The organism is Bradyrhizobium cajani, from assembly GCF_009759665.1.
GTDB lineage: Bacteria > Pseudomonadota > Alphaproteobacteria > Rhizobiales > Xanthobacteraceae > Bradyrhizobium > Bradyrhizobium cajani.
Genome location: NZ_WQNE01000024.1, coordinates 92,596 through 115,592 on the forward strand (window position 1 = coordinate 92,596; position 22,997 = coordinate 115,592).

Here is a 22,997-nt window from a genome sequence, read left to right on the forward strand (position 1 = left end):
CATGGCGCCCGTCATCAAAGTCGAAAACCTGCGAGTCACGGCCCAAGACGAGTGCGGGCGCACCAACATAATCGTCAAGGATGTGAATTTCGAGGTTCAGCCCGGCGAGGTCGTCGCGCTGATCGGTGAATCGGGCTCCGGAAAGACCACTATTGCGCTGTCGCTGATGGGCTATGCCCGCTCGGGCGCAAAGATTGCCGGTGGCCGGATCGCTTTCGGTGGTCGTGACCTGCTTGAGATGAGCTCGCGCGAGCTAGCCTCCTTACGCGGGCGGGATGTCGCCTATGTTCCGCAGAGCGCGGCGGCCTCGTTCAACCCGGCGCGTGCACTCCTGAAGCAGGTAATCGAGAGTTCGGAGATCCACCGCGTCATGCCACTTGCCGATGCCGAAGCTAGGGCGATCTCGCTCTTCCGCGAGTTGGTGCTTCCTAACCCTGAGCATATCGGTGACCGCTATCCGCACCAACTTTCCGGCGGTCAGCTGCAGCGGCTGCTTGCAGCAATGGCGCTCGTTACCAACCCGAAGCTGGTTATCTTCGACGAGCCGACGACGGCACTCGATGTCACAACGCAAATCGAGGTACTTCGCGTCTTCAAGAAGGCAATCAAGGAACGCGGCACGACCGCAATCTATGTTTCGCACGATCTTGCTGTTGTCGCGCAGATGGCCGATCGTATCATCGTCTTGCGTGACGGCGCAATCCGCGAGGTCGATGAGACCGGCCGCATCCTCAAAGAGCCGAAGAACGATTACACCAAGAGCCTACTCGCCGCTGCCGAGCCGCGGGTGCGCGCGGCGACGGATGAGGCGCTGCGGGAAACGTCCGCACAGCCGGTGCTCGAGGTGAGAAGCGTTGACGCCGGTTACGGCGCGCTGGACGGTGAAGGTTCCCCAGCATTGACCGTGCTGCGTGATGTGAGCCTCACCATCAAGCCGGGTACGACCCTTGGCGTCATCGGCGAATCCGGCAGCGGCAAAAGCACGCTTGCCCGCGTCATCGCTGGGCTGCTGCCGGCTGCGCGGGGGGAGGTGCTGCTCAACGGGGAGAGGCTGCCGCGCAGCGCCGCTCAGCGCACGCGCGACCAACTGCGGCGCATCCAAATCGTCTTCCAAATGGCTGATACCGCGCTCAACCCGGCGCGCTCGATCGGCCGCATTCTCGGCCGGCCGCTCGAATTCTACCACGGACTTGGCGGCGACAAGCGGCGCCGCCGCGTCGCCGAACTCCTTGACATGGTGCGGCTGCCGGCGACCATGGCGGAGCGGTATCCGAGCGAGCTCTCGGGCGGACAGAAGCAGCGCGTCAACCTAGCAAGGGCGCTCGCGGCAGACCCTTCGCTGATACTGTGCGACGAGGTGACCTCAGCGCTGGACACCGTAGTCGGCGCTGCGATCCTGGACCTTCTCGCCGAGCTGCAGCGCGAGATCGGCGTTGCCTACCTTTTCATCAGCCATGACCTCTCGACAGTTAAAGCCGTTTGCGACGAGGTGATGATCCTCTATGCCGGACAGATGGTGGAGCACGGCAGCCGCAGCGCCCTGCATCAGCGTCCCCTGCATCCTTATTCGGAGCTGCTGATCGCGTCGGTGCCGGAACTGCGCGAGGGCTGGCTGGATGGTATCAGCGAGTCGGTGCTGAAGGAAGCCTCGGCCGGCGTCGCCCTGCCAAGCCGCGGGGAAGCCTGTAGCTTCTTCAACCGCTGTTCAGTGCGCATTCCGGGCCGCTGCGATGTCGAGCCGCCGCCGCTGCGGCGCCTCACGAAGGGGGCACACATCCGGTGCCAACGCACGGAGCAAGAGCTCGTCCAATTGCCTGCGGTGGCCATTCAAAAAGACGAGGAAAGACGCGTCGGGACCGGAACAGCGAAGACGGTCGCTGGATAGTTTGCTTTGGCACCGATCGCCATTTCTCGGACGCGATGCAAGAGTGCACCAAGTGACCTACGGCCGCCTAGTTGTCTGCGCGACATGCTTGGAAGCGGCGATGACCTCAGGGTTTGAGGAAAGCGGGGCCGGTTTGGGCGGCTTGAAGCGGAAAGTGGCCAGTTCGGACTCGCCAGGCGGACAGTTTGTTTTGGGTATTAACTTCCGCGCAACTGAACAGGAGCTGATGGACGACCGCACACCGACAGATGGGTGCTGCTGGCGAGACCGCAAGACGCGGTGCACATCTCGCTCGGTCTACTATTGTTGGTACGCGCAGGATCGTCTGCGATGTAGTTCCTCTCCTATTGACAGCTTCCTCCCTTTTTTCCTGGGAGGCGCTTCCCGAATGTGCGGGAGAGCTGAAGGACCAACAATCGCAAGATGATCTACATTTCTGAGCGAGATTTTGAGCGGATCACAATTCCAACGCTGAATCGGTGGGAAAAGGAGAGAAGACCTGTCGCAATGACGACAGCTTACGACGCAGTGATGGCGCGCATCGCCGCCCCAATCGTCGATATCCTCCTGCTTGGAGATAGTGTTGGCAACGTCTGCCTCGATTAGACAATACGCTGCCAGTCAGTGTGGCGATGATGAACTATTACTTGGAGGCAGTCGCGCGCACGAAACCTCGCTCCTTGCTGGTCGCCGAGATGCCCTTGTTTAGCTTTCAACTCAGTCCAAGGCGGCGATACGCAACGCCAGTGGCTTCTTGCAACGCGGCGCCGACGCGTAAAACTGGAAGGCGGTGCCAAGCGGGTTGAGATGGTGCGTTTGGTGGATTGCGAGATTCCCATAGGTCGCTTTGTACCCCCCAGAGCTCAATATCATGGGCGGATTGACCGGAGAGCCGTGACTGCCTTACGTCTGCTCGAGGATGCGCACCGCCTGCACGAAGCCGGCTGCTTCGCGTTGCTCCTTGAAGGCACTCCTGCCGAGCTCGACAGACGCGCAACCGAATCTCTGAGGATACCGACTATCGGGATCGGAGCAGAGCCCAATTGCTCCGGTCAGGTCCTTGTATTCCATAACGTCTCAGGCGTGCTGGAAGCCTATCGCACGAAATTTGCTCGTGCCCACCAACTCAATTCGGAGCAAATGGGGATCTCAACGTCTATCCGCGGAACTTCTTGCGCGACCAAAAGGTATGTCGTAACGCCGGGGTTGCAATCGTCTTCGCACCGGATGCACCTTTGCGCAGGCGGGCCGTCGTTCGACCGCTGCGGCAATCCACAATCGGTTCTGATGCGATACTTCCGATGTCCGTAGATCGGCGAAGTACTGAAGAGTCCTTGTCTGCTCGGTTTCCGGAGATTGTCTCTGACGGAGCGATCCAGCCTGCACTTGAGGCGGATCGCATTTTCCAAGAGTGATGCGGCTTGAGCATCAACCCCTAAATAATCAACTCCTTCTGAAGAATTGGAGACGCTCCGTACGCGTCCGGCAGCCAGGTGTCCGCTTTGAAGGTTTTCTTTGACTTTCCGCACTTTGCTCGCGCGCAAGACAAGCTGAAGGTAAAACTCCACGTGCAGGCGTTTAGACGCAGAATTACTGCTCAAAAGCTGTAGATATTGCTTAATCCGGGATCGTTTCCTCGGTACTTATTTTCATCCAGCCGAAACGTATCTGTGGTCTGGCCCCAGCTTCGGGCTGGACGAACTTTCGCGAGAGGATAGGGTGCGATGATTTCCGAAGTGTTCATCACCTGTGCGGTGACCGGGGGCGGGGATGCGCCTCGCCAGAAAAATGTGCCCGTAACCCCGGAGCAGATCGCTGACTCAGCGATCGAAGCCGCGCGTGCGGGAGCGGCTGCGGTGCACCTTCACGTGCGCGACCTCACGACGCAGGAAGGGTCGCTGGATCCGGCGCTATGGCGATCCGTAGTTCAGCGGATTCGACAGTCCGATGTGAATCCGGTGCTCAATCTCACCACTGGCGAGGGCTGCGGCATCGTGGTGGGTGGGCCGGAAGCTCCGCTGCCCTTGGCAACCGGGACCTGGATGGCGAGCTTGCGTGAGCGGCTCGTGCATATTGAGGAGCTCCGCCCCGAGATTTGCACGCTCGATTGCGGCTCGAAGAGCAGCAAGGGCAACGTAGAGGGCGTCATGGTCAACACCGTTGGAATGCTGCGGGCGATGGCTGCGCGTTGCAAGGAAATCGGTGTAAAACCTGAACTCGAGGTATTCGATACAGGCCACGTCGTGTTGGCGAACGATCTCGTCAAAGAGGGGCTTGTTGACGGCGTCCCATTGTACCAGCTCTGTATGGGTACAGGCAACGGCGCGCCGCCAGATGTCTCCACGCTGATGGCGATGGTTAACCTGCTTCCGCCGGATGCTGTCTATTCAGCCTTCTCGGTCGGGCCGATGCAGCTTCCGTATGCTGCCCTGTCACCGTTGGTCGGCGCGAACATACGCGTGGGGTTGGAAGACAATCTGTACTTGTCCCGTGGGCGGTTGGCTACGAACTCTGAGCTCGTGCGGCGGGCGGTCGAAATTCTTGAGCGTATGGGGGTGCGGGTGATGAGCCCGGATCAGATGCGGGACAAGCTGAAGCTGAAAGTTCACGCCTGAGGGAGGCGATTGTGGTGCCTGAGAATCCAAACTCCATCACAGCGCATCCGCGGGCCGTCGGGCTGCTGGGTGGCGGTGTCATCGGTGGCGGCTGGGCCGCACGATTCATCCTCAATGGCGTGGATGTTCGGCTGTACGACCCGGCCTCCAATGCCGTCGAGTATGTTCAGAAAATCCTCGCGAATGCGCGCCGGGCGTATCGACGGCTGACGGATGTGCCGCTGCCGGCCGAAGGCGCGCTCACCCTTGTCGACTCGGTCGAGGACGCTGTGCGCGACGTGGATCTCGTGCAGGAATCCGCGCCGGAGCGCGTTGAGCTTAAGCAAAAACTGCTGGCTGCTGCCAGCCGGGCAGCCGGGCCTAGTGCCCTGATCTGTTCGTCGACCTCAGGATTTCGTCCTTCATTGCTTCAGGCGGAGATGGATTATCCCGAGTGCTTCCTCGTGGCGCATCCGTTCCAGCCGGTCTACATGCTGCCACTTGTCGAGCTCTGCGGCGGCGAGCATACAGCGCCCAAGATGTTAGACCGGGCGGCGGCGATTTTCCGATCTATCGGCATGCACCCACTGGTCGTTCGCAAAGAGGTGGATGGCTTCATCGCGAACCGGCTGGGAGACGCGATCTCGCGAGAGTCGCTGTGGCTCGTACACGACGATGTTGCCACGTTGCAGGAAATCGATGATGCCGTCCGCTATTCTTGGGGGCTTCGGCGCGCAGTCATGGGTGCTTACCGCATGGCCGATGGCGGCGAGGGCATGCGCCAGACAATCGAGCAATGGGCTTTCAAGTGGCCGTGGTCAAGGCTCACTGAAAAGCCCAACATGGATCAGGCATTCCTGGACAGAGTAACCGAGCAGGCAGATGCGTTGGTTAAGGCCGACCCTCTTGACATTCCCACAGTGCAGAAGCGCGACGACCTGCTCGTGGCTGTACTCCACGGGTTGCGCTCACAAGCGTACGGCCCGGGCGAGACGCTTGCGCGATGGGAGCAGGGGCTGCGCAAGCGCGTACCGGGACCTCAGCTGCGTGATGGTTCCGCCCCACTGTTGACGCTGGAAATTGCTGTTCACTCTGACTGGATTGACCTCAATGGACACGTCGCCGAGAGCCGCTATCTTCAGCTATGCAGCGATGCGACCGGCACGTTGACGAGTTATATCGGTATTGACGCCGAGTATCGAGTTAGGAGTGGTGCTTATTACACGCTAGAGACACACCTGTGCCATTTAGGGGAGCTCCATGCTGGCGACCTCGTTAAGGTAAGCACTCAGGTTCTCGGTGTCGATGACAAGCGCCTTCACCTCTTTCACGTGATCACGCAAGAGGGGCGTGAACGGCCGGTGGCGACCGGGGAGCAGATGCTGATTCACGTAGATGCTGCTACCAAACGAAGCGGACCCGTGAAGGGCGATGTGCGTGAGCGCCTCCGGGGGCTGGCGCGAGCGCACGAACAGCTTCCTCGTCCCGAGCGCGCAAGCGCAAGCATCCGCTCGCCCCAAAGCGCGGCAGGCTAGGGCCGGGCCTTCGTATTCGGTTACACAGGCGATCGCTGTCCTAAAGAGGAAGGATACGCATATCCACGAGAATCTCGGCCTCGCCCTGGTCAATATGCGCCAGTGAAACGGCATTTGCGGCCGGACCTACCACGCATATTGCAGCGGAGGGCTTTTTGAGGCATTGATGGCTACTTTTCGCGGCATGGTAACAGCCGCGGTCGGCAGGCTCATGGCACGAGGTAATCATGCGAGCCGCCGGCCGGAGATTGATGGGTGTTGTTCAGCACGTTGGTGAGATTAGCGCGCAGCACGATGCCGGCGAGCTTGCAAGTCTCGATCCGCCGCGCTGGCACGCCTAGTTCTTGGTGCGGAGCACAGGTGCGATCATCTGCGACCTTGTGCGGAAACCAAGATGAGCGCAAGCGGCTGTTTAGCCGCCGCTACCGAGTCACGGAGCAATATGCGAACCATGCTCAATAATCTCTGTTCGCGCACGAGAAGTGGCGGGCATTCAGTCCAACCAGTCGCGATGCCCTTGAGAGTCAGCGTCTGGACGAAGCTACCCCGTGCCGAAGGACCGCTGTAAGCAACAAGATCGGCCTCCTCGAAACCGCGCGCAGGATCTCGCCAATCCGCTGAAGTACGAGCGGGACGCTGGGTCGCAGAGCACTTGCAACAGAGCTGCCGGCCGCGTTGTCACGAATGCTTCGAAGCGCCCGATCGATCGTTGCCGCACTCAGCGGCAACAATTCGGCGAACCTATGGCGTCAGGTCGATATGGCCATGACGCTTCATCGATTCAATCAAGATCGGAAGCACGGCCTTCAGACGCTTGCCGCACACCCGGCCTGCGGAGGAAGGCGACGCGCACCACATCCGAATCGTTTTGAAAGCGCTACGCGTGATCGGAGCTCGCGAAGGCACAGGTGGTTTGGGTGGCCAACGGCATATGAGATTGGACTTGGACATGCGCGCTGGATATTCCTGCGGTGTTTTTCCCTGGATCGCAGCGAACTTGCGCAGAAATTCTGCATCGAGGCGTCGTATTTGAAAGAACTAAAGAGCTGGGGGTGAGTATTTTGCGCACGCTTTTGAGCGAGCGGCAGATCCGAATAGCGGGAGACAAGCGGCCATGATTTCAGAACCGAATGCGCCGGTTTCCCCGGAGCAGATCGCGGGCTGGGCGATCGACGTGTTGCAGGTATTGCTGCCGCACGCGATTGGGGTGTGATCAATGCATGCACTGGAGCGCCTTTTACGTCCGAAGTCGATCGCCGTGTTCGGTGGCCAGTGGGCCGCAGCTGTGGCCGCGCAATGCATCGAGACGGGTTTTACCGGCGAGATCTGGCCCGTCCACCCGACGAAGGAGCATGTTGCCGGTCGCAAGGCTTATCGTTCGGTGGCCGATCTGCCTGATGCGCCGGATGTCGCCTTTATCGCCGTCAACCGACGCCTTACTATCGAGGTGATCCAGGCTCTAGCTGAGCGCGGTGCGGGCGCCGCCGTCTGTTATGCTTCTGGCTTCCTTGAAACAAAGTCTTATGATGAGGATGGAGAGAGGCTGCAGAGAGAACTCGTCGCCGCGGCTGGTGAGATGCCGTTCATCGGCCCGAACAGCTTCGGAGTAATTAACTATGCCGATGGTGCGCTTTTGTGGCCCGGTCGGCATGGCGGCGTCCGACTGGCACGAGAAGGGCGTGGAGTTGCCGTCGTCACACAGTCAGGAAGCATTGGTGTCAATTTAACCATGCAAAGGCGAGGGCTACCCATTGCCTTTCTGGTGGCGGCCGGCAATCAAGCGCAGGTCGGCCTTTCCGAAATCGCGCTCAACCTGATTGAAGATAGTCGCGTCACCGCCATCGGCCTGTATATCGAGGCCTTTGATTCCGCGGGCGGCTTCGAAAAGCTCGCGGCGCGATCACGGGAGCTGAAGAAGCCAATCGTCGCGTTGAAAGCTGGTCGTTCCGAGCAGGCGCGACAGGCCACGGTATCGCATACAGCTTCGCTTGCGGGTTCCGAGGCTGCTTCCGGTGCCTTCCTAAAGCGGCTCGGCATCGCGCATGTCGATTCCATTCCCGCTTTCATTGAGACGCTGAAGCTGTTGCATATCTCCGGGCCGCTGCCCGGATACCGACTCTCGTCCATGAGCTGGTCGGGCGGGGAAACCGCGTTGATGGCAGATGCTGCGGAAGGGCGCTTACCGCATTTCCCAAAGCTAACTGAGCAGCACCGCGCTCGGGTCGAATCCGTGCTCGGGCCACTGGTGGCTGTAGCCAACCCGCTGGATTACAATAACTACATAGCGGGCAACGAACCGGCGTTGACTGAGGCTCTTACTGCTATGGTGTCGGGTGGCTTCGACCTCAATATGCTTTTGTTGGATATCCCGCGCTCCGACCGCGACCCAAACTCAGAAGAATATGGCCGGCCGAACGTACGCGCTTTTGAGACGGCATTGAAGTTAAATGGCGCGCGAGGCGCGGTGGTGTCCTCGCTGCCCGAGAACATGCCGGAGGCGTACGCAATCGACCTAATGGCGCGGGGCATAACGCCGCTGTGCGGCGTTGTGGAGACCATGGATGCAGTTCAGGCAGCCGCCTCCATTGGAGCGGCTTGGCGCGCGCCGAAGGCTCAGCCGATCTGCGTCGCGGCTGCTGGTACTGCCCGAGGCTCGCACGTGACGCTAGACGAATGCGAGGCCAAGGAACGGCTAATTAAGGCCGGTTTGCCGGTGCCCAAGGGCGCTCGTGTCAATAACGCAGCGGAGGCAGTATCTTCCTCCAAGGCGCTCGGCTTCCCGGTGGCGCTGAAGGCGCTAGGCGTCGCTCATAAATCGGAAGTTGGAGGGGTGCATCTGAACCTGAAGGACACTGTGGCCGTCATGCACGCTGGCCAGGATCTATCGCGGCTTGGCAGCGCGCTCTATGTCGAACGCATGGTGAGCAACGGCGTCGCCGAATTGATCGTCGGCTTCACTCGCGATCCGATCCTTGGTCCGGTGATGACGCTGGGCACTGGCGGTGTGACGGTCGAGCTTTTGCGCGACATCGGGACCCTCCTTCTGCCGGCGACCCGCGATGACATTGAAGCGGCGCTGCGCGCTCTGAAGCTCTACCGACTGTTAGATGGCTATCGTGGTAGGCCCAAGGCAGATGTCGATGCGGCAATCAATACCATCGCGCGTATCGCCGAATTCGTTCGGATGAATGCCGACGAAATCGAGGAACTCGATATCAACCCGCTGATCGTTTGCGCAGAAGGCCATGGCGCCTGGATCGCCGACGCCCTACTGGTCCTTCGGAATAGGAATGGAACAAAGAACAATGACTGACATCATCTCCACACGACGAGAAGGTTCGATCCTTGAGGTCACGCTCAATCGACCGAAGTTCGCCAATGCCATCGACTGGGAGACGTCGCGGCTGATGAGCAAGACGTTTAAAGGGTTTCGCGACGATCAAGATTTGCGCGTCGCCATTCTCAAGAGCGCGAGCGACAAGCACTTCTGTGCAGGCTGGGATCTCAAAACGACGGCTGCCGCGGAGATCCCTGGCGCCGCTCCGGTCAACAAGGACTTCGGCGTCGGCGGCTTTGGAGGAATCCAAGAACTGCCCCACCTGAACAAACCTGTGATCGCTTGCGTTAATGGGGTGGCGCTGGGTGGCGGCTTCGAGCTCGCGCTTTCATGCGACCTGATCTACGCCTCGGAGCACTCCTCCTTCGGCTTACCAGAGATCATCGCTGGAACGCTCGCCGACGCAGCATCATCCAGATTGCACAAGCGCATGCCCTGGCACATCGCGATGGAATTGCTGTTCACCGGACGCAGGATGGACGCCGCCGAGGCGCATCGTTGGGGACTCGTCAACGAGGTGCTTCCCAAGGAAAAGCTCGAGCAACGGGTCTGGGAAGTCGCACGATTGCTCGCAGCAGGCCCGCCTCTCGTGTTTGCCGCCATCAAGGAGACGGTGCGCGTAGCCGAGGCGCTGTCCTTCCAAGACACCATGAACCGGGTGAAGCGACGCCAGATTGCAACGGTAGATACCCTTTATGGCTCAGATGACATGCTTGAGGGAAGTCGGGCCTTCGCCGAAAAACGCAATCCAGTTTGGAAGGGGAAATAGCGTCGCGTGAGGTCCTGATCGAGTACTAAAGCACAACGCCTTGAGACGATCGAGAAAGCAATCGTGCTAAGCACAAGCCCGCAGACAACTCTCGAAATTAGCCGATGCCCCTCTGGGGCTCGCAGGAAAGTCGCCGGAGAAGAGCATGGGAGCCATCGTCACTTTTAAGCGTCCCGACGGTAAGGATGCCTCAGGTTATCTGGCCAATACGCCGAGTGGCGACGCGCCGGGCGTGGTTGTTATCCAAGAGTGGTGGGGGCTGTCCGACCAGATTAGAGGGCTGTGCGACCAATTTGCGCTGGAGGGCTTCGAGGCCCTGGCGCCGGATCTCTACAAGGGCAAGATTGTGCCGTATCACGATCCGGACTCTGCCGATCGTGAAATGAACTCGCTTGACTTTATCGATGCGACCACGCAGACGGTCCGCGGCGCGGCGCAATATCTGGCGCGCAACCGAGTCAAGGTTGGCCTGACTGGCTTTTGCTTGGGCGGAATCGTGACAGTCATAGGCGCGGCCACGGTCCCGGAGTTCGCAGCGGGGGTTGTGTTCTACGGTATCCCGCCGGAGCATGTCACGAAGCCCGCCGATGTGAGGGTTCCTTTACAGGCTCATTTCGCCAACAACGACGTGTGGTGCACGCCGAAGATGGTCGATGACTTCGAAAGAAGCATGAAAGCGGCCGGCAAATCGCTGGAACTATTCCGCTACGACGCGGACCATGGCTTCGCCAACGAACAGCACCGGAACTATGACCGCGGTGCCGCCGAACTCGCACTGGGGCGTGCTGTCGAGTTTTTCAGGAAACACTTGGGGTAGCCTATGCACATAGTTCGCGATTTCGCTCCATTCCGCGAACTTAACACGCATTGAGCCAGTTCGGGATTCTTTAGGACGAGGCAGCGGCAAGGAGTTGGTCGCGCGCGTCTCAGCATCGACTGTTGGAGATGTTGCAGCCAAGCATGTGGCCACTAAGTCGCACCGCGTCGAACAAGACGCGCGCTGGAGATGCTATTTTCTGCGTTGCCTTTACGGTTGAGCCACGTGTTCAAACCAGCGAGGGTTATCGAGTCAATCCGCCATCGTATCGGCTTCGCTACCGCGAAGATGCTCCGGGAGTTGGGAGAATGGCGTCCTGAACTGCTGAATCGGGTCCCGAGCGGCACAGCAGGAGCGACCGACAGCTCATCGTCGTGTTGGCAGGGATCCTGTTCGCGCGGTACCGCGCCAACAACTCGGTTCGAAGTGGTTTCGGTTTGACTCTCGAGCGCTGCTGCCTTTAGCGTCTTAGCCGAATTAGCATCGACATGAGCCGCTTGTCATGTCGTTTTACCTGCCGTCGTGAGGTTCATATCTCCGCGAAACGACGAGAGCGCCGACAAGCCTCGCAGCGCGCGCCTCCGGTGAGCAGCAAAGGACTCAAGAAACGCGTTGATCAAGAGCCATTGTAGGCCATGAGGACCAGCAGTTCCAAGCTGGACTTTGATGCACTTCCGCGCATGGTCCCGGCGCGTCCCAGACGGCCGCGCAGCGGAGTGATTAATTCAGTCATGTGGCCAGAACGCCGGATTTAGGCGCGAACACATCGCCAATTGCAGAAAGGAGGAACTGAAGCTGGATATATTGTTCAAACACTTTCAACGTCGTTCCGCCGTAGGAAAGCCTTTCGCATGATGATCCTGCATTCAAATGCCACCTCGCCCTATGTGCGTAAGGTACGCATCGCCATTCAGCTACTTGGTCTCTCCAATCGCATCGAAGAACGTGAAGTCCGTTTCCGCGATCCCACCGACCCGTTCCACCAGAATCCGCTCAGTAAGGTTCCGGTTTTTGTGGGCGAGAATGGCAGCCTCATCTACGACTCGCCCGTCATTCTTGAATATCTCGATCATCTCGCGGGTGGCGGATGCATCATTCCGAGGGATCCCGACGCGCGGTTCGCCGCCTTAACGCTGCACGCTTTATGCGATGGGGCGCTCGATGCGTGTGTGCTTGTCATGTCCGAGACCTGGTTCAGGCCTCCTGACCTGCGCGTTGAGAGTTGGGTTGATCGCCAGTCAGGAAAGATCGAGCGCGCGCTTACCGTGCTTGAAGCCGCGCCGCCGACGCTGTCGGACGTGCCTGATGTTGGTCAAATCGCGCTCGCCTGCCTGCTCGGTTATCGCGATTTTCGCTTCGACGGTACTTGGCGCAAGGCTCACCCTCGCCTGCATGCGTGGCACGACGCCTTCGCCGCAAAGGTGCCGGCTTTCGCAGCCACCACGCCGGTCGATCCGTAGGCTACTTCGTCCTAGATCGATCACCTTGTGTGTGGCCGCTGCCGTCTAACGATCAAGGGTGCCCTCAGAGGTCGTGACATTGCAAAATAATGGCCTTTCAAGCAATCCAGTCCGGCCTGAAGAACATCAATGGGAATAGATGTCCGGCACGCCAGCCGGATCTTGGCTCAAGCGCTTCAATCCCGACAGAAACCAGGCATCCGGCTCGCACTGAAACAAATGCTGGCTTGGCGGCTTTGCAATCGTGATTTTTTCAATAGCGAGGGACCGGAGCCTGAGCGTAACCGCCTTCATGGAAGGCGGCTCGGAGGATCGACGCGCTCCAGCCGGCGGCCGACGTCCTTCAGTAAGATGAGCCGCTTGGGCCATCGTAGTCTCAGCCCACCTCGAGACGCAATCGAAAGGAGTGTTCGTGTACAGAGAAATTCTTTATTCGATCGCCGACTACGTTGCGACGATTACACTTAACCGCCCAAGTCGACTGAACGCTTGGACTCCCCAGATGGCGGCAGAGGTGCGCGACGCAATGACTGCGGCAGCTGCTGATAACAGCGTTCGAGCGGTCGTGGTCACGGGGGCCGGACGTGGCTTTTGTGCTGGGTACGACATGTCGCTTCTGGGCCCCGAGCCCAGCAGCGCTGACGGGGTGGATTTAGCTGGAAGCTCCGACAACTTTAACCAGCAATTCTCCTACCTGCTGGCCGTGCCAAAACCGATCTTCATGGCGATCAACGGTCCAATCGCAGGAATCGGGCTGGTCTTTGGGGTGTTCGGTGATTTCCGGTATATGGCCGAGGGGGCAAAGCTCACAACTGCTTTCGCCAAGCGCGGCCTGATCGCTGAGTACGGTGTATCCTGGCTGCTGCCTCGCCTGATTGGCACCATGAACGCCCTCGATCTCCTCTGCTCGGCTCGCGTCATCGAGTCACGGGACGCGGAGCGTCTCGGGCTGGTGCGCACATTGCCAGCAAAAGGCTTTCTTGAGGCAGTGCAAGGAATCGCACGCGAGATGGTGACGACGGCCTCACCGCGCTCCATCGGGGTAATCAAGCGGCAGGTCTATGATTCGCAGTTCCAGTCGCTCGCTGAAGCTTGCGTGCTGGCCGACAAAGAAATGAGGGCTTCCGTCAAATCGGAAGATTACAGGGAGGGAGTCGCGCATTTCGTGGAGAAACGAGCGCCAAACTTTGCCGGGCGCTAGACGAAGCATCAAAGCAGTTCGACAAGGCGAGAATTCGACGTCGGGGTACGAGCTTGAAGTTCAGCCGTCTCAATGTGGCGAATGCCATTGATGCGAAATAGTCGGGACTGAGTGCTTAGATGTTCAGGCCGTTGGGCAACGACCCGTATCTGCGCGTCGTATCCTCGCTAAACAGCCGCGCGCTATAAGGAAATGAAGGTTCATGGCGCTGAGTTCAAAGACGACATTCCGAAACCGACCGCGGGTCGTGGGGTTACTGGGTGGTGGCATCATCGGCAGCGGCTGGGCCGCGAAGTTCATTCTTGAAGGCGTCGACGTTCGACTCTACGACCCGGCTTTCGCTACACCCCTGTGCAGAAGACGCTGGCCGCCGCGCGCCGGGCGTATCGAGGGTTGACTTTTTCCCCGCTGCCGGCCGAGGGATCGTTCACGATTGTGGGTTCGGTTGCGGAGGCAGTTTGTGATGTAGAGTTCGTACAGGAGTCCGCTCCGGAGTTGCTCGAGCTCAAGCAGCGATTGATTGCGGAAGCCAGCCGGGTTGCTGCGCCTGAAACCCTGGTCTGTTCCTCGACATCGGGGTTTCTGCCGTCGCTTCTGCAGGCGAAGGCGGAGCACCCCGGACGCGTGCTCGTCGGCCACCCCTCGAATCCCGTGTACTTGCTGCCTTTGGTAGAAGTTTGTGGCGGGCAGCTCACGGACCCGCGCGCGCTGGAGCGGGCGTGGGAAATTTACCGATCGTTGGGCATGCACCCGCTCGTCAGGCGCAAGGAGGTTGATGGCTGCACTGCGAGCCGGTTGCAGGAAGCGCTGTGGCGCGAGGCGCTCTGGCTGGTGCACGATGATGTGGCGACGGTTCAGGACGTCGATGATGTGGTGCGTCTTTCCTTCGGGCTGCGCTATCCGGCCTTGGGCCTAATCCAGGGTTCACGCATTACTGTAGCCGAGACTAACACCCGCACTGCCATGCAGCGATTAAGCCTTTCGTTCAAGAAATACTGGTCGAAACTCACCGATGTGCCGGAATTCACTGATGCGTTCCTCGACAAGTTGACCGTCCAGTCGGACGAACAGGTGGGAAGCATGAGTCTCGCCGAGCTTGAAAAAAACGCGACGACTGCATCGTCCGCACACTGCGGGGTCTGCGCAGGCAGAACCATGGTGCAGGCGAGACGCTTGCGCAATGGGAGCGTGAGCTGGCTGAACGCGGTCCGGTGCTCGCCAACCTCTCCGACCCGCTGCAGATGCCGACGCTCGAGTTATCGACTGCTTGGCTGGACTTCAACGGCCACCTCACGGAAAGACGCTTCCTCCAGCTCTGTGGTAGTGGCACCGAGTACCTGTTGAGCCATCTGGGAATCGGCAACGAATACCGCGGACGTGGGAGTTTCTACACGCTCGAAACTCACTTGTCTCATCTGGGGGAGCTGCACGCCGGCGACCGCGTCGTGGTGACGACGCAGGTCCTCTCGGCAGACGAGAAGCGCCTCCATCTCTTTCATGTGATCAGGCGAGAATTCGCAGAGAAGCCGGCGGCCACAGGCGAGCAGATGCTGATTCACGTCGACGCACCTACCGGACGCAGCGCGCCCGTGCAGGGCATGGTGCGTGAACGCATCCAGGAGCTGGCTGAGCTGCACGCGCACCTACCCCTTCCGATGCAGGCCGGTGCCGGCATTCGGATGCGGCTGAGCAGGACACCGACTTCAGCAACCACTCGAGAGCAGGTAAGTAGATAAGCAAGAAACGACCGTTTGTCGCACTCGACCGACACGTCGAGATTGTGGTCCGCGCCGGCCTATGCAACGGCTGTGGGATGTTGGCCGAATTAGCAGCTTGGTGATTGAGGATGCCAGATTCGTGCCGCGCAACGCGCACCGAGGACCTTCCGCCTCGCTACCGAAATCATCCTGTTCGCGAGATCGCCCGGCGGCGCGAAGCAGGCTTGAGATGAATCTTCCTTGCGAGTCCGTGCAGGATCTTCTGGACTCTTTTTAGCGGAATCCGGGTTATTGTGCGAGGACGGGCGCGTGTTCTCAGTTGCCTACTCCGGCCAGAAGCATCATCTCAAGCGCTGCTTTCAAGCTCTCAACTCTACGACGAGCTCGTATCCGAAGGGCTGGTTGCTGATTCCGATCGATGTCGCCCACCATTCCGGAATGATCTCGCCCACCGTTCCGATTTGATGTCGCCCACCATTCCGAGATGATCTCGCCCACCATTCCGGGATGATGTCGCCCGGGTGACGAGGCTTCTTCTGGCTCCGATACGGTCCCGTCTTTCGGCTTTGCGAAGGGGGACCTGGATGCCGACGGAGAGGCTTGCGATGCGCCACGTGCGCGAAGTGATCAGATTGAAGTCGGCTGGGATGCCGACCCGCGAGATTGCGCGGCGGTTGGGGACGGCGCCTTCGACGGTGCGGTTGACGATCCGCCGTTTTGAGGCAGCGGGGCTGAGCTGGCCGTTGTCTGGCGATATCACCGACACTGATCTGGAGGCCCGGCTGTTCGCCAGCGCCGGTGCGGGTTCCGGCACGCGGCGGGGCCATCGCCGGCAGGCGGAGCCGGACTGGGCGGCGGTGCACCGCGAACTCCGGCGCAAGCACGTGACGCTGTCGATCCTGTGGGAAGAGTACATCGCAAGCGAGCCCAGCGGGTATCGCTATTCGCGTTTCTGCGAGCTCTACCGCGCCTGGGAAGGCCGGCTGTCGGTGACGATGCGCCAGTCGCATGCGGCCGGCGATAAGCTGTTCGTCGATTATGCCGGTGACGGCGTTCCGGTCGTGATCGACCGGCTCAGCGGCGAGCAGCGCGCCGCGCAGATCTTCGTCGCGGTGCTCGGCGCTTCCAGCTTCACCTACGCGCAGGCGACCTGGACGCAGGGGCTCGCCGACTGGATCAGCGGCCACGTCGGCGCCTTCGAGGCGATCAACGGCGTGCCGGCGCTGCTGGTGCCGGACAACACCAAAGTCGCGGTGATCAAGGCCTGCCTCTACGATCCGCAGATCAACCGCAGCTACGCCGACATGGCGGCGCATTACGGCTCGGCCATTCTGCCGGCCAGGCCGCGACGACCACGAGACAAGGCGAAGGTCGAGCAGGCAGTCCTCATGGTCGAGCGCTGGCTGCTCGGGCGGCTGCGCCACCGCACCTTCCACAGCCTCGCCGAGGTCAATGCGGCGATCGCCGAGTTGCTCACCCGGCTCAACGAGGAGCGGCCGATCCGGCGGCTCGGCGTGACCCGCCGCAAGCTATTGGAGGAGATCGACTGGCCGGCGCTCAAGGCCTTGCCGGAGGACCCTTACGTGTTCGCCGAGTGGCGGATCTGCCGGGTCAGCATCGATTATCACGTCGAGGTCGAGGCGCATTATTACAGCGTTCCGCATCGCTTCGTCCGCGCCGAGGTGGAGGTGCGCTTCACGGCTCGCACCGTCGAGATCTTCCACAAAGGTGAGCGGATCGCCGCGCATCAGCGCATGAGCGGCAACCACAAGCACACGACCGTGCCGGAGCACATGGCCTCCAGTCATCGGCGCTACGCTGGCTGGACCATTGAGCGCATCCGTAAGGACGCAACCTCGATCGGGCCGGCCACCGCGGCGCTGTGCGACCTGATCCTCGACGAGCGCGCGCATCCGGAACAGGGCTTCCGCGCCTGTCTCGGCATCATCCGGCTCGCCCGATCCTACGGGCACGAGCGGCTCGATGCCGCCGCCATGCGGGCGATCGATATCGGCGCGCGCACCTACGGCTCGGTCAAATCGATCCTTGCCAACAATCTCGATCGGCGTCCTTCACCCAAGCGCTCCGCGGACGACGCGCCGATCCTTCATCCCAACATCCGCGGGCCGCGCTACTACAATTAGGAGATCACGTCTTGCTTACGCATCCGACCCTCGATCAACTCTACGCGCTCGGCCTGCATGGCATGGCCAAGGCCTTCGCCGACATCGAAGCCGGCGGCGAGGCCGCAAGCCTCGGCCACGCCGAATGGCTTGCGCTGCTGCTCGAACGCGAAGCGTCATTGCGACGCGACAAGCGGCTGTCGAAGCGGCTGCAATACGCCAAGCTGCGCCAGGAGGCCTGCGTCGAAGACATCGACTACCGCACCCCACGCGGCCTCGACCGCAGCCTGCTGACGATGCTGGTCGAAGGCCGCTGGATCGATGACCACGCCAATCTGCTGCTCTGCGGGCCCTCCGGCGTCGGTAAAAGCTGGCTCGCCTCAGCGCTCGGCAACAAGGCCTGCCGCGACAATCGCTCCGTGCTCTACCAGCGCGTCCCGCGGCTGTTCAGCGAGCTCGCTTTGGCGCGCGGCGATGGCCGCCACTCCCGCCTGCTGCGCGCGCTTGGCCGCGTCGATCTCCTCATCTTCGACGACTGGGGTCTCGAGCCGCTCGACGCCGCAGCCCGCCACGACCTCCTGGAGATTCTCGAGGACCGCTACGGCCGCCGCTCCACCATCGTCACCAGCCAGCTCCCGGTCGATCAATGGCACGCGCTGATCGGCGATCCCACCTACGCTGACGCCGTCCTCGACCGCCTGGTCCATAACGCCCACCGGATCAATCTCAACGGCGAAAGCATGCGACGAACCCGCAAACCCGACCGAAAGGCCTGAGCCTGTGGCGCTGTGGACATGCCGCTACGCTTGGACAACGCAAGAGCGTTGCCCACATGCCCACAGCAGCAGCAACAGAAAAACCCGCCCGTCGCGCCGCGATTCAAGATTGACCACGCGGCTTCGCCGATGCCAGAAACCAGACAGCCAGAACGCCTCGCGCCCCGGGCGACATCAAATCGGAATCGTGGGCGAGATCATCTCGGAATCCTGGGCGAGATCAAATCGGTACACCCGGGCGAGATCATCGGAATCAGCAGGCTGGTCGAGCAAGCTGATTGCTACCTTCCGATCCGCGAATGGCATATCCGACGTCGCTCTCAGCGCTCCTCCCTTGCCAAAATATCCAGGACAAGATTACGGCGCGAATGACGGCTGTCTTCGTGACCCGGACTTCGGAGGGATGGGAGCGCATCCTCAGGGAAGGCCTGGTTGAGGTCGACGATTCGGTGTATCGGCGAATGATTCAGCCCAGCCCAATGGACTGGCTGGAGGAAAGCGGGGAAATGATGTTGAGCCCCGTGCCCCGTAAATGGGTATCATTCGACGAAGCGCTCGCAGCACTTTCGGCGGCCCCGGCTTGGCGGCGGTCGGCCAGAACGGCGCAAACCCCGGGACGGCTTGCCGTACGGACCGTTGACTTGTCGAACGCATCGCTGTGCGGGTTGAGGGGCTTGCACAGGCGCCGGCGGAGGACCGAGCCACCTTCCTTTCCAAGGCCGCAGCAGAGGATTGGTTGTCGAGACTTGTTGGTAATATCGGCGTATGCGAGAATATTGGTGCCATACGTTCGGCAAATTCCAGGGCTGCCGACAGTACTCCAGAAACCGACCAAGGCAGCTACTCCATCGATATATCGTGGCCATCCGATGGCATGCCGTAGCGTAGCTTGATCCCTACGCCGTCCCCTCGGCGGTCGGACAGATTTATGCACTGTCCCCGGCGGAAAAATACGCCGCATCAACCCGGCGCGTCGTGCGGAGCTTGCAATATACCGAGGCCGAAATAGACGCGTTGCTCGCGCGGGTCCATAAGCGAAAGCGGGAGTCGCGAATACTTGCCTAGCTGAAGACGTTTGTCCAAATTTCAACTAGCTAATTCCTTTGGGTTTGAACATCGATGATACATGTTCTAAGTCAAACAGCGCTCCTAAAAGTCTGCGCGCAAGGGCAATGAGCGAGACCGACGGGCTCCTGATCGGCGCCCCAGTGCGCGCGCGAGCTTCAAAAAGCGCAATCGGGTGCTAATGGACCGATGATGTTCAATGCGGCCCGTGATGATACGCTATTGGTGCTATGGGATCGCATCGAGCATCCGCGCCTGCCGATAAGGTGGTCCGTATTGCCTCACATATCGATGCTCCCGAGTGCGATCGGTTGCCTCATTTATTTTGCTCCCGGCTTGGGTTGAGGAGGAGGCCGGGTGCGGAGATGGCCGGGGTTTCGGAGCGCCCGGCCTCCTCCGCTAGCACCTGGCACATCATTGGGTTGTTGTGCCCTCGTGCCCCAGCAGCGCTTTCTCTGCAGGAACGAACAATAACGCGTTCGCTTGCTCGCTGCGCCAGCATTTAAGGCGACGTTGAAGCGTTCGAAGAAGCTTGTTCGGATAGGCTCCAGGATATTCTATCTGCAACCGGGAGAGCAGTTCGCTACCAGTCCGCCAGGGCTCGGCTTCAAACCATTTTCGCAAATCTGGCGTTGCCCGGATGAGCGGGTCGGGACGGCGCCGGCCTCTTTTCGCCTTCACGATTGGCCGATCCGTCGGTCGCATAGCTCCGTCCTTCCAGGCGGTTCGTAGGCTTGCCAGAAAGAGATCGATCGATTGCGATGCCGCAGCAGGATGGGCGACTGGCTGGGTCTCCGCGAGCGCCGCGAGGCGTTCCTGCGCGCCGCGGATGTCGCGCAACAACGCGACCGGGTCGAGAGCGGCATAGATTTCCTGGAGATGGTGACGAACCGCGTCGGGCGTGCGGGCGTCGGCGGCCAAGCGCTGGTGTGGCGTTGCCGGCGCGCTGTATGTCTTGCGCACACGAGCGCCGTCGCGCTGCTTGGCTATCAATTTAAACGAGGGTTGGAAGAAGTTCACGAACAGCCGCGCCGATCGATAGAGTTCAGCCAGCAGCCTGGCCGATTCCAGGCCCTCGAACCGACGATAGCCGACCATCCTGCGTACGACGGCGCCGTTCTTCTGCTCGACGAACGCCTGGTCGTTCTTCCGGTAGGGCCGGCAACGCGTGAAGACGATGTTGGCCGCATCGCAGTAGGCTTTCAGCGTCTCATTCATGAACACCGTATCATTGTCCGTATCGAGGCCGACCAGCGCAAAGGGCAATTGTTTGCGCAATTCCGTCAACACCGTGCTCAACAGCGTTTGTTCGCGCACGATCAGAGGAGCGCACTCCGTCCAGCCGGTAGCAATGTCAGTGAGCACGAGGGTCTGGATGAAGCTGCCGCGCGCCGATGGACCGCTATGCGCAACAAGGTCAGCCTCGACGAACCCCGGCGCCGGATCGTTCCAATCTACTGACGTCCGAATTGGAATACTGCGTCGCAACGAGTGCGTCGCGTACCGTCGGCGCTTGCGACCTAATCCTTCTCGGACCCGCGCCAATGCGCGGTCGATCGTCGCAGCACTCATTGCCAAAAGTTTGTCGCGGACCTCGGGGGCAAGGCCGAGGTGGCCGTGCCGTTCCATCGCCGCAATCAGCGCAGGCATTAACGCCTTCAGCCGCTTCCCGCAGATCCGGTCTGACGCCTCCCAAAGGAGCACGAGCGCGTTGTGTTCTGCCTCGTTATAGACCCGGCGTCGCGCCCGCCGGCCTGGGCGTCTGTCTTCCTGACCTCGAAGAAGCCGCATCGCATGCTTGCGATGGAAGCCGGTGATGTCGACGAACTCGTCCAATATCCGCGCCTTCTTCGCGCGATCCGACGTCCGATAGCGCGCGCCTGCCGCCGCCGTCAGTTCCTTCCGCGTCGCCATGCTTAGCCACCCCATCTTCGCCCCCGCTCGTTCCCGATCCAAGGGAGCAATCTACGTGAGGCAACGGCTCAGCATCCGGTAACAATTAAGGCGAGGCAATGCGTGGTCAAGCGACAAGTAGCAGGGCTTAGGTCTTTGTGAGCCGCGCCTCATGCGCACGTTGCCGAAGGCGCTTTTCCGGCGACAGTCCGAGATACGGGACAGATCTGCGTGGCTGCCAATCATTATGACGTGTTCGGGACCGTTGCGGAAAGGATAAAGAGCTCATTTCAAGCAGTGGCACAAGCCGTCATCGGAGATCGAGCATGGCAGCCAAGCGTAGATGGCAGCTTGCGGTTGTCGAACATTCACCCTCGCGTTTTGCTTAATAGGCGCAGGATTTCGGCGGTCTGAGCGGCCACATCAATGAAATTCGGCTTTCGTGCTCCGATAATATTTACGTGAAAGATAAATCGTATGTCGGGCCGAGCGGTCGCAGGGCGAAGCGGGAGGACGAGTGCGTCATCTGATTGCTCGCAGCCGCCTTATGCAGGCATGGCCATGCGGTTTCAACCGCGAGCTCAACACTATGCAATCCCTCAAGATGCAACATCATGCTCTGCCAGTCGGCGGCGGCGCGTTAGCGAGACAAGCGTCGGAGCCGGGGAGGGCGTCGCTGTCGGATTCGGGCGATGCCTTTGTGAGGTTTTCTGACATCCAAAAGACGTACGACGGCGAAGCGCTGGTCGTTAAGAACCTCAACCTGGATATCGCCCGGGGTGAGTTCTTGACGATGCTTGGGCCCTCCGGCTCCGGCAAGACCACCACCCTCATGATGCTGGCCGGGTTCGAGGTACCCACGCAGGGCAATATCTTTCTGGAGGGGCGCTCGATCCAGAACGTGCCTCCACATAAGCGCGACATTGGCATGGTGTTCCAGAACTATGCGCTCTTTCCGCATATGACCGTGGAGGAGAACCTAGCCTTCCCGCTCAAGGTCCGCAAACTCGCTAAGGCCGAGATTGAGACCAAGATCAAGTGCGCGCTCGACCTGGTCCGGCTCGGCGCGCATGGAAAACGCCGGCCCGGCCAGCTTTCTGGAGGGCAGCAGCAGCGCGTCGCGCTTGCTCGCGCCCTCGTCTTTGATCCCAAGCTCGTGCTGATGGACGAGCCGCTCGGCGCGCTGGATAAGCAGTTGCGCGAGCAGATGCAGCTTGAGATCAGGCGCATCCACGAGGATCTCGGCGTCACCGTAGTCTACGTGACGCACGACCAGGGCGAAGCGCTGACCATGTCGGATCGCATAGCGGTGTTCAGCGATGGGGTCATCCAGCAGATCGCAGCGCCCGCTGAGCTCTATGAGCGGCCGCAGAACGCCTTCGTCGCCCAGTTCATCGGCGAGAACAACCGGCTCCACGGCAAGGTAGTTGCGATGAATGGTGCAACTTGCAAAGTGGAAATTCCGGGTGCTGGCAACGTGCAGGCACTAGTCGTCAATGTCGAGGCGGTCGGTCTGCCGACCGTGTTGTCGTTGCGGCCTGAGCGCGTGAGGCTGAACCCGGCGCCGGGCTCGTTGCCAAATGTCTTCAGCGCGCAGGTGGCGGAGGTGATCTATCTGGGCGACCACGTGCGCGCCCGGATCTCAGTCTGCGGCCAAGATGATTTTGTGATCAAGCTGCCGAATTCGGAGGGCCTTGTCCAGCTCGAGGCCGGCGCCGCAATCACGATTGGCTGGACAGCGGAGGATTGTCGGGCGCTCGAGCCGTCATGACGCTGGCCCGACGTGCCGTCGACGGGGTCGAGCAGGATTTAGCAGTGCCGCCC

Annotated in this window: 18 protein-coding genes and 1 pseudogene; 16 read left to right on the top strand and 3 right to left on the bottom strand. The window is 60.6% G+C overall.

Going from position 1 to position 22,997, the window contains the following annotated elements; translation table 11 throughout:
* Position 1: 1 nt before the first annotated feature.
* The 5 genes and pseudogenes from GPL20_RS25700 to GPL20_RS25715 all read left to right on the top strand — a co-directional run bounded on the left by GPL20_RS25700 (position 2) and on the right by GPL20_RS25715 (position 6,014).
* Positions 2-1,885, top strand: coding sequence for an ABC transporter ATP-binding protein (locus tag GPL20_RS25700; RefSeq protein ID WP_157332862.1), 1,884 nt, complete (start codon positions 2-4; stop codon positions 1,883-1,885).
* A gap of 423 nt (positions 1,886-2,308) precedes the next feature.
* Positions 2,309-3,007, top strand: a pseudogene (locus GPL20_RS39660) (3-methyl-2-oxobutanoate hydroxymethyltransferase); the annotation flags it as partial.
* Positions 3,008-3,057: 50 nt separating this feature from the next.
* Positions 3,058-3,300, top strand: a complete 243-nt coding sequence (locus GPL20_RS40325; protein WP_373568256.1) for a hypothetical protein — start codon at positions 3,058-3,060, stop codon at positions 3,298-3,300.
* Positions 3,301-3,609: 309 nt separating this feature from the next.
* On the top strand, positions 3,610-4,500 hold the full coding sequence (locus GPL20_RS25710) for a beta-keto acid cleavage family enzyme (RefSeq protein ID WP_157332865.1): 891 nt from the start codon (positions 3,610-3,612) through the stop codon (positions 4,498-4,500).
* A 14-nt stretch (positions 4,501-4,514) separates the two neighbouring features.
* A complete protein-coding gene (locus GPL20_RS25715; protein ID WP_157332867.1) occupies positions 4,515-6,014 on the top strand; it encodes a 3-hydroxyacyl-CoA dehydrogenase NAD-binding domain-containing protein in 1,500 nt (499 codons plus the stop codon).
* Between the two features lie 209 nt (positions 6,015-6,223).
* On the opposite strand, the gene GPL20_RS39995 is transcribed toward GPL20_RS25715, so the two are convergent.
* Complete coding sequence (locus GPL20_RS39995) at positions 6,224-6,349, bottom strand: hypothetical protein (RefSeq protein WP_256557442.1); 126 nt, start codon at positions 6,347-6,349, stop codon at positions 6,224-6,226.
* An 881-nt stretch (positions 6,350-7,230) separates the two neighbouring features.
* On the opposite strand from GPL20_RS39995, the gene GPL20_RS25720 reads away from it, so the two are divergent.
* The 4 genes from GPL20_RS25720 to GPL20_RS25735 all read left to right on the top strand — a co-directional run bounded on the left by GPL20_RS25720 (position 7,231) and on the right by GPL20_RS25735 (position 12,397).
* Positions 7,231-9,327 carry an acetate--CoA ligase family protein gene (locus tag GPL20_RS25720; RefSeq protein ID WP_157332871.1) on the top strand — a complete coding sequence of 699 codons (2,097 nt, stop codon included), beginning with the start codon at positions 7,231-7,233 and terminating at the stop codon, positions 9,325-9,327.
* Entirely contained in the window at positions 9,320-10,120 is an 801-nt protein-coding gene (locus GPL20_RS25725; RefSeq protein ID WP_157332874.1) for a carnitinyl-CoA dehydratase, read from the top strand. Before GPL20_RS25720 ends, GPL20_RS25725 begins: the two co-directional genes overlap by 8 nt.
* A 145-nt stretch (positions 10,121-10,265) precedes the next feature.
* Positions 10,266-10,937 carry a dienelactone hydrolase family protein gene (locus GPL20_RS25730; RefSeq protein WP_157332876.1) on the top strand — a complete coding sequence of 224 codons (672 nt, stop codon included), beginning with the start codon at positions 10,266-10,268 and terminating at the stop codon, positions 10,935-10,937.
* An 851-nt stretch (positions 10,938-11,788) separates the two neighbouring features.
* Positions 11,789-12,397 carry a glutathione S-transferase gene (locus GPL20_RS25735; RefSeq protein WP_157332878.1) on the top strand — a complete coding sequence of 203 codons (609 nt, stop codon included), beginning with the start codon at positions 11,789-11,791 and terminating at the stop codon, positions 12,395-12,397.
* A gap of 126 nt (positions 12,398-12,523) precedes the next feature.
* Here GPL20_RS25735 and GPL20_RS25740 read toward each other — a convergent pair whose 3' ends face one another.
* Entirely contained in the window at positions 12,524-12,691 is a 168-nt protein-coding gene (locus GPL20_RS25740; RefSeq protein WP_157332880.1) for a hypothetical protein, read from the bottom strand.
* A 118-nt stretch (positions 12,692-12,809) separates the two neighbouring features.
* Between GPL20_RS25740 and GPL20_RS25745 the strand changes: the two genes are divergently transcribed.
* From GPL20_RS25745 to istB, 6 genes are all read left to right on the top strand, one after another.
* The gene (locus GPL20_RS25745) at positions 12,810-13,598 is read left to right on the top strand and encodes an enoyl-CoA hydratase-related protein (protein WP_254125804.1); all 789 of its coding nucleotides are present in this window, start codon (positions 12,810-12,812) and stop codon (positions 13,596-13,598) included.
* A gap of 202 nt (positions 13,599-13,800) precedes the next feature.
* Entirely contained in the window at positions 13,801-13,995 is a 195-nt protein-coding gene (locus tag GPL20_RS40000; protein ID WP_283812240.1) for a 3-hydroxyacyl-CoA dehydrogenase NAD-binding domain-containing protein, read from the top strand.
* A complete protein-coding gene (locus tag GPL20_RS39680) occupies positions 13,950-14,942 on the top strand; it encodes a 3-hydroxyacyl-CoA dehydrogenase NAD-binding domain-containing protein (protein ID WP_157332882.1) in 993 nt (330 codons plus the stop codon). The genes GPL20_RS40000 and GPL20_RS39680 overlap by 46 nt, the downstream gene beginning before the upstream one ends.
* Positions 14,840-15,334: a thioesterase family protein gene (locus GPL20_RS39685; protein WP_157332884.1), complete on the top strand. Its 495-nt coding sequence runs from the start codon at positions 14,840-14,842 to the stop codon at positions 15,332-15,334. The genes GPL20_RS39680 and GPL20_RS39685 overlap by 103 nt, the downstream gene beginning before the upstream one ends.
* A 587-nt stretch (positions 15,335-15,921) precedes the next feature.
* On the top strand, positions 15,922-17,460 hold the full coding sequence (gene istA, locus GPL20_RS25760) for an IS21 family transposase (protein WP_167533213.1): 1,539 nt from the start codon (positions 15,922-15,924) through the stop codon (positions 17,458-17,460).
* Between the two features lie 11 nt (positions 17,461-17,471).
* Positions 17,472-18,215: an IS21-like element helper ATPase IstB gene (gene istB / locus GPL20_RS25765; RefSeq protein WP_157332888.1), complete on the top strand. Its 744-nt coding sequence runs from the start codon at positions 17,472-17,474 to the stop codon at positions 18,213-18,215.
* A gap of 1,479 nt (positions 18,216-19,694) precedes the next feature.
* Here the strand turns inward: istB and GPL20_RS25770 are convergent.
* A complete protein-coding gene (locus tag GPL20_RS25770; RefSeq protein WP_157332922.1) occupies positions 19,695-21,209 on the bottom strand; it encodes an ISNCY family transposase in 1,515 nt (504 codons plus the stop codon).
* A 640-nt stretch (positions 21,210-21,849) separates the two neighbouring features.
* Here GPL20_RS25770 and GPL20_RS25775 point away from each other — a divergent pair.
* Positions 21,850-22,944: an ABC transporter ATP-binding protein gene (locus tag GPL20_RS25775; RefSeq protein WP_246250969.1), complete on the top strand. Its 1,095-nt coding sequence runs from the start codon at positions 21,850-21,852 to the stop codon at positions 22,942-22,944.
* Positions 22,945-22,997 lie beyond the last annotated feature (53 nt).

What these genes read in the sequence shown, in the direction of transcription:
- GPL20_RS40000 (WP_283812240.1), top strand. Translation starts at nt 13,801, where the DNA reads ATGGCGCTGAGTTCAAAGACGACATTCCGAAACCGACCGCGGGTCGTG.
- GPL20_RS25725 (WP_157332874.1), top strand. Translation starts at nt 9,320, where the DNA reads ATGACTGACATCATCTCCACACGACGAGAAGGTTCGATCCTTGAGGTC.
- GPL20_RS25770 (WP_157332922.1), bottom strand. Translation starts at nt 21,209, where the DNA reads ATGGGGTGGCTAAGCATGGCGACGCGGAAGGAACTGACGGCGGCGGCA.
- istA (WP_167533213.1), top strand. Translation starts at nt 15,922, where the DNA reads ATGCGCCACGTGCGCGAAGTGATCAGATTGAAGTCGGCTGGGATGCCG.
- GPL20_RS39685 (WP_157332884.1), top strand. Translation starts at nt 14,840, where the DNA reads ATGCCGACGCTCGAGTTATCGACTGCTTGGCTGGACTTCAACGGCCAC.
- GPL20_RS25720 (WP_157332871.1), top strand. Translation starts at nt 7,231, where the DNA reads ATGCATGCACTGGAGCGCCTTTTACGTCCGAAGTCGATCGCCGTGTTC.
- GPL20_RS25710 (WP_157332865.1), top strand. Translation starts at nt 3,610, where the DNA reads ATGATTTCCGAAGTGTTCATCACCTGTGCGGTGACCGGGGGCGGGGAT.
- GPL20_RS25700 (WP_157332862.1), top strand. Translation starts at nt 2, where the DNA reads ATGGCGCCCGTCATCAAAGTCGAAAACCTGCGAGTCACGGCCCAAGAC.
- GPL20_RS25730 (WP_157332876.1), top strand. Translation starts at nt 10,266, where the DNA reads ATGGGAGCCATCGTCACTTTTAAGCGTCCCGACGGTAAGGATGCCTCA.
- GPL20_RS25735 (WP_157332878.1), top strand. Translation starts at nt 11,789, where the DNA reads ATGATGATCCTGCATTCAAATGCCACCTCGCCCTATGTGCGTAAGGTA.
- GPL20_RS25740 (WP_157332880.1), bottom strand. Translation starts at nt 12,691, where the DNA reads ATGAAGGCGGTTACGCTCAGGCTCCGGTCCCTCGCTATTGAAAAAATC.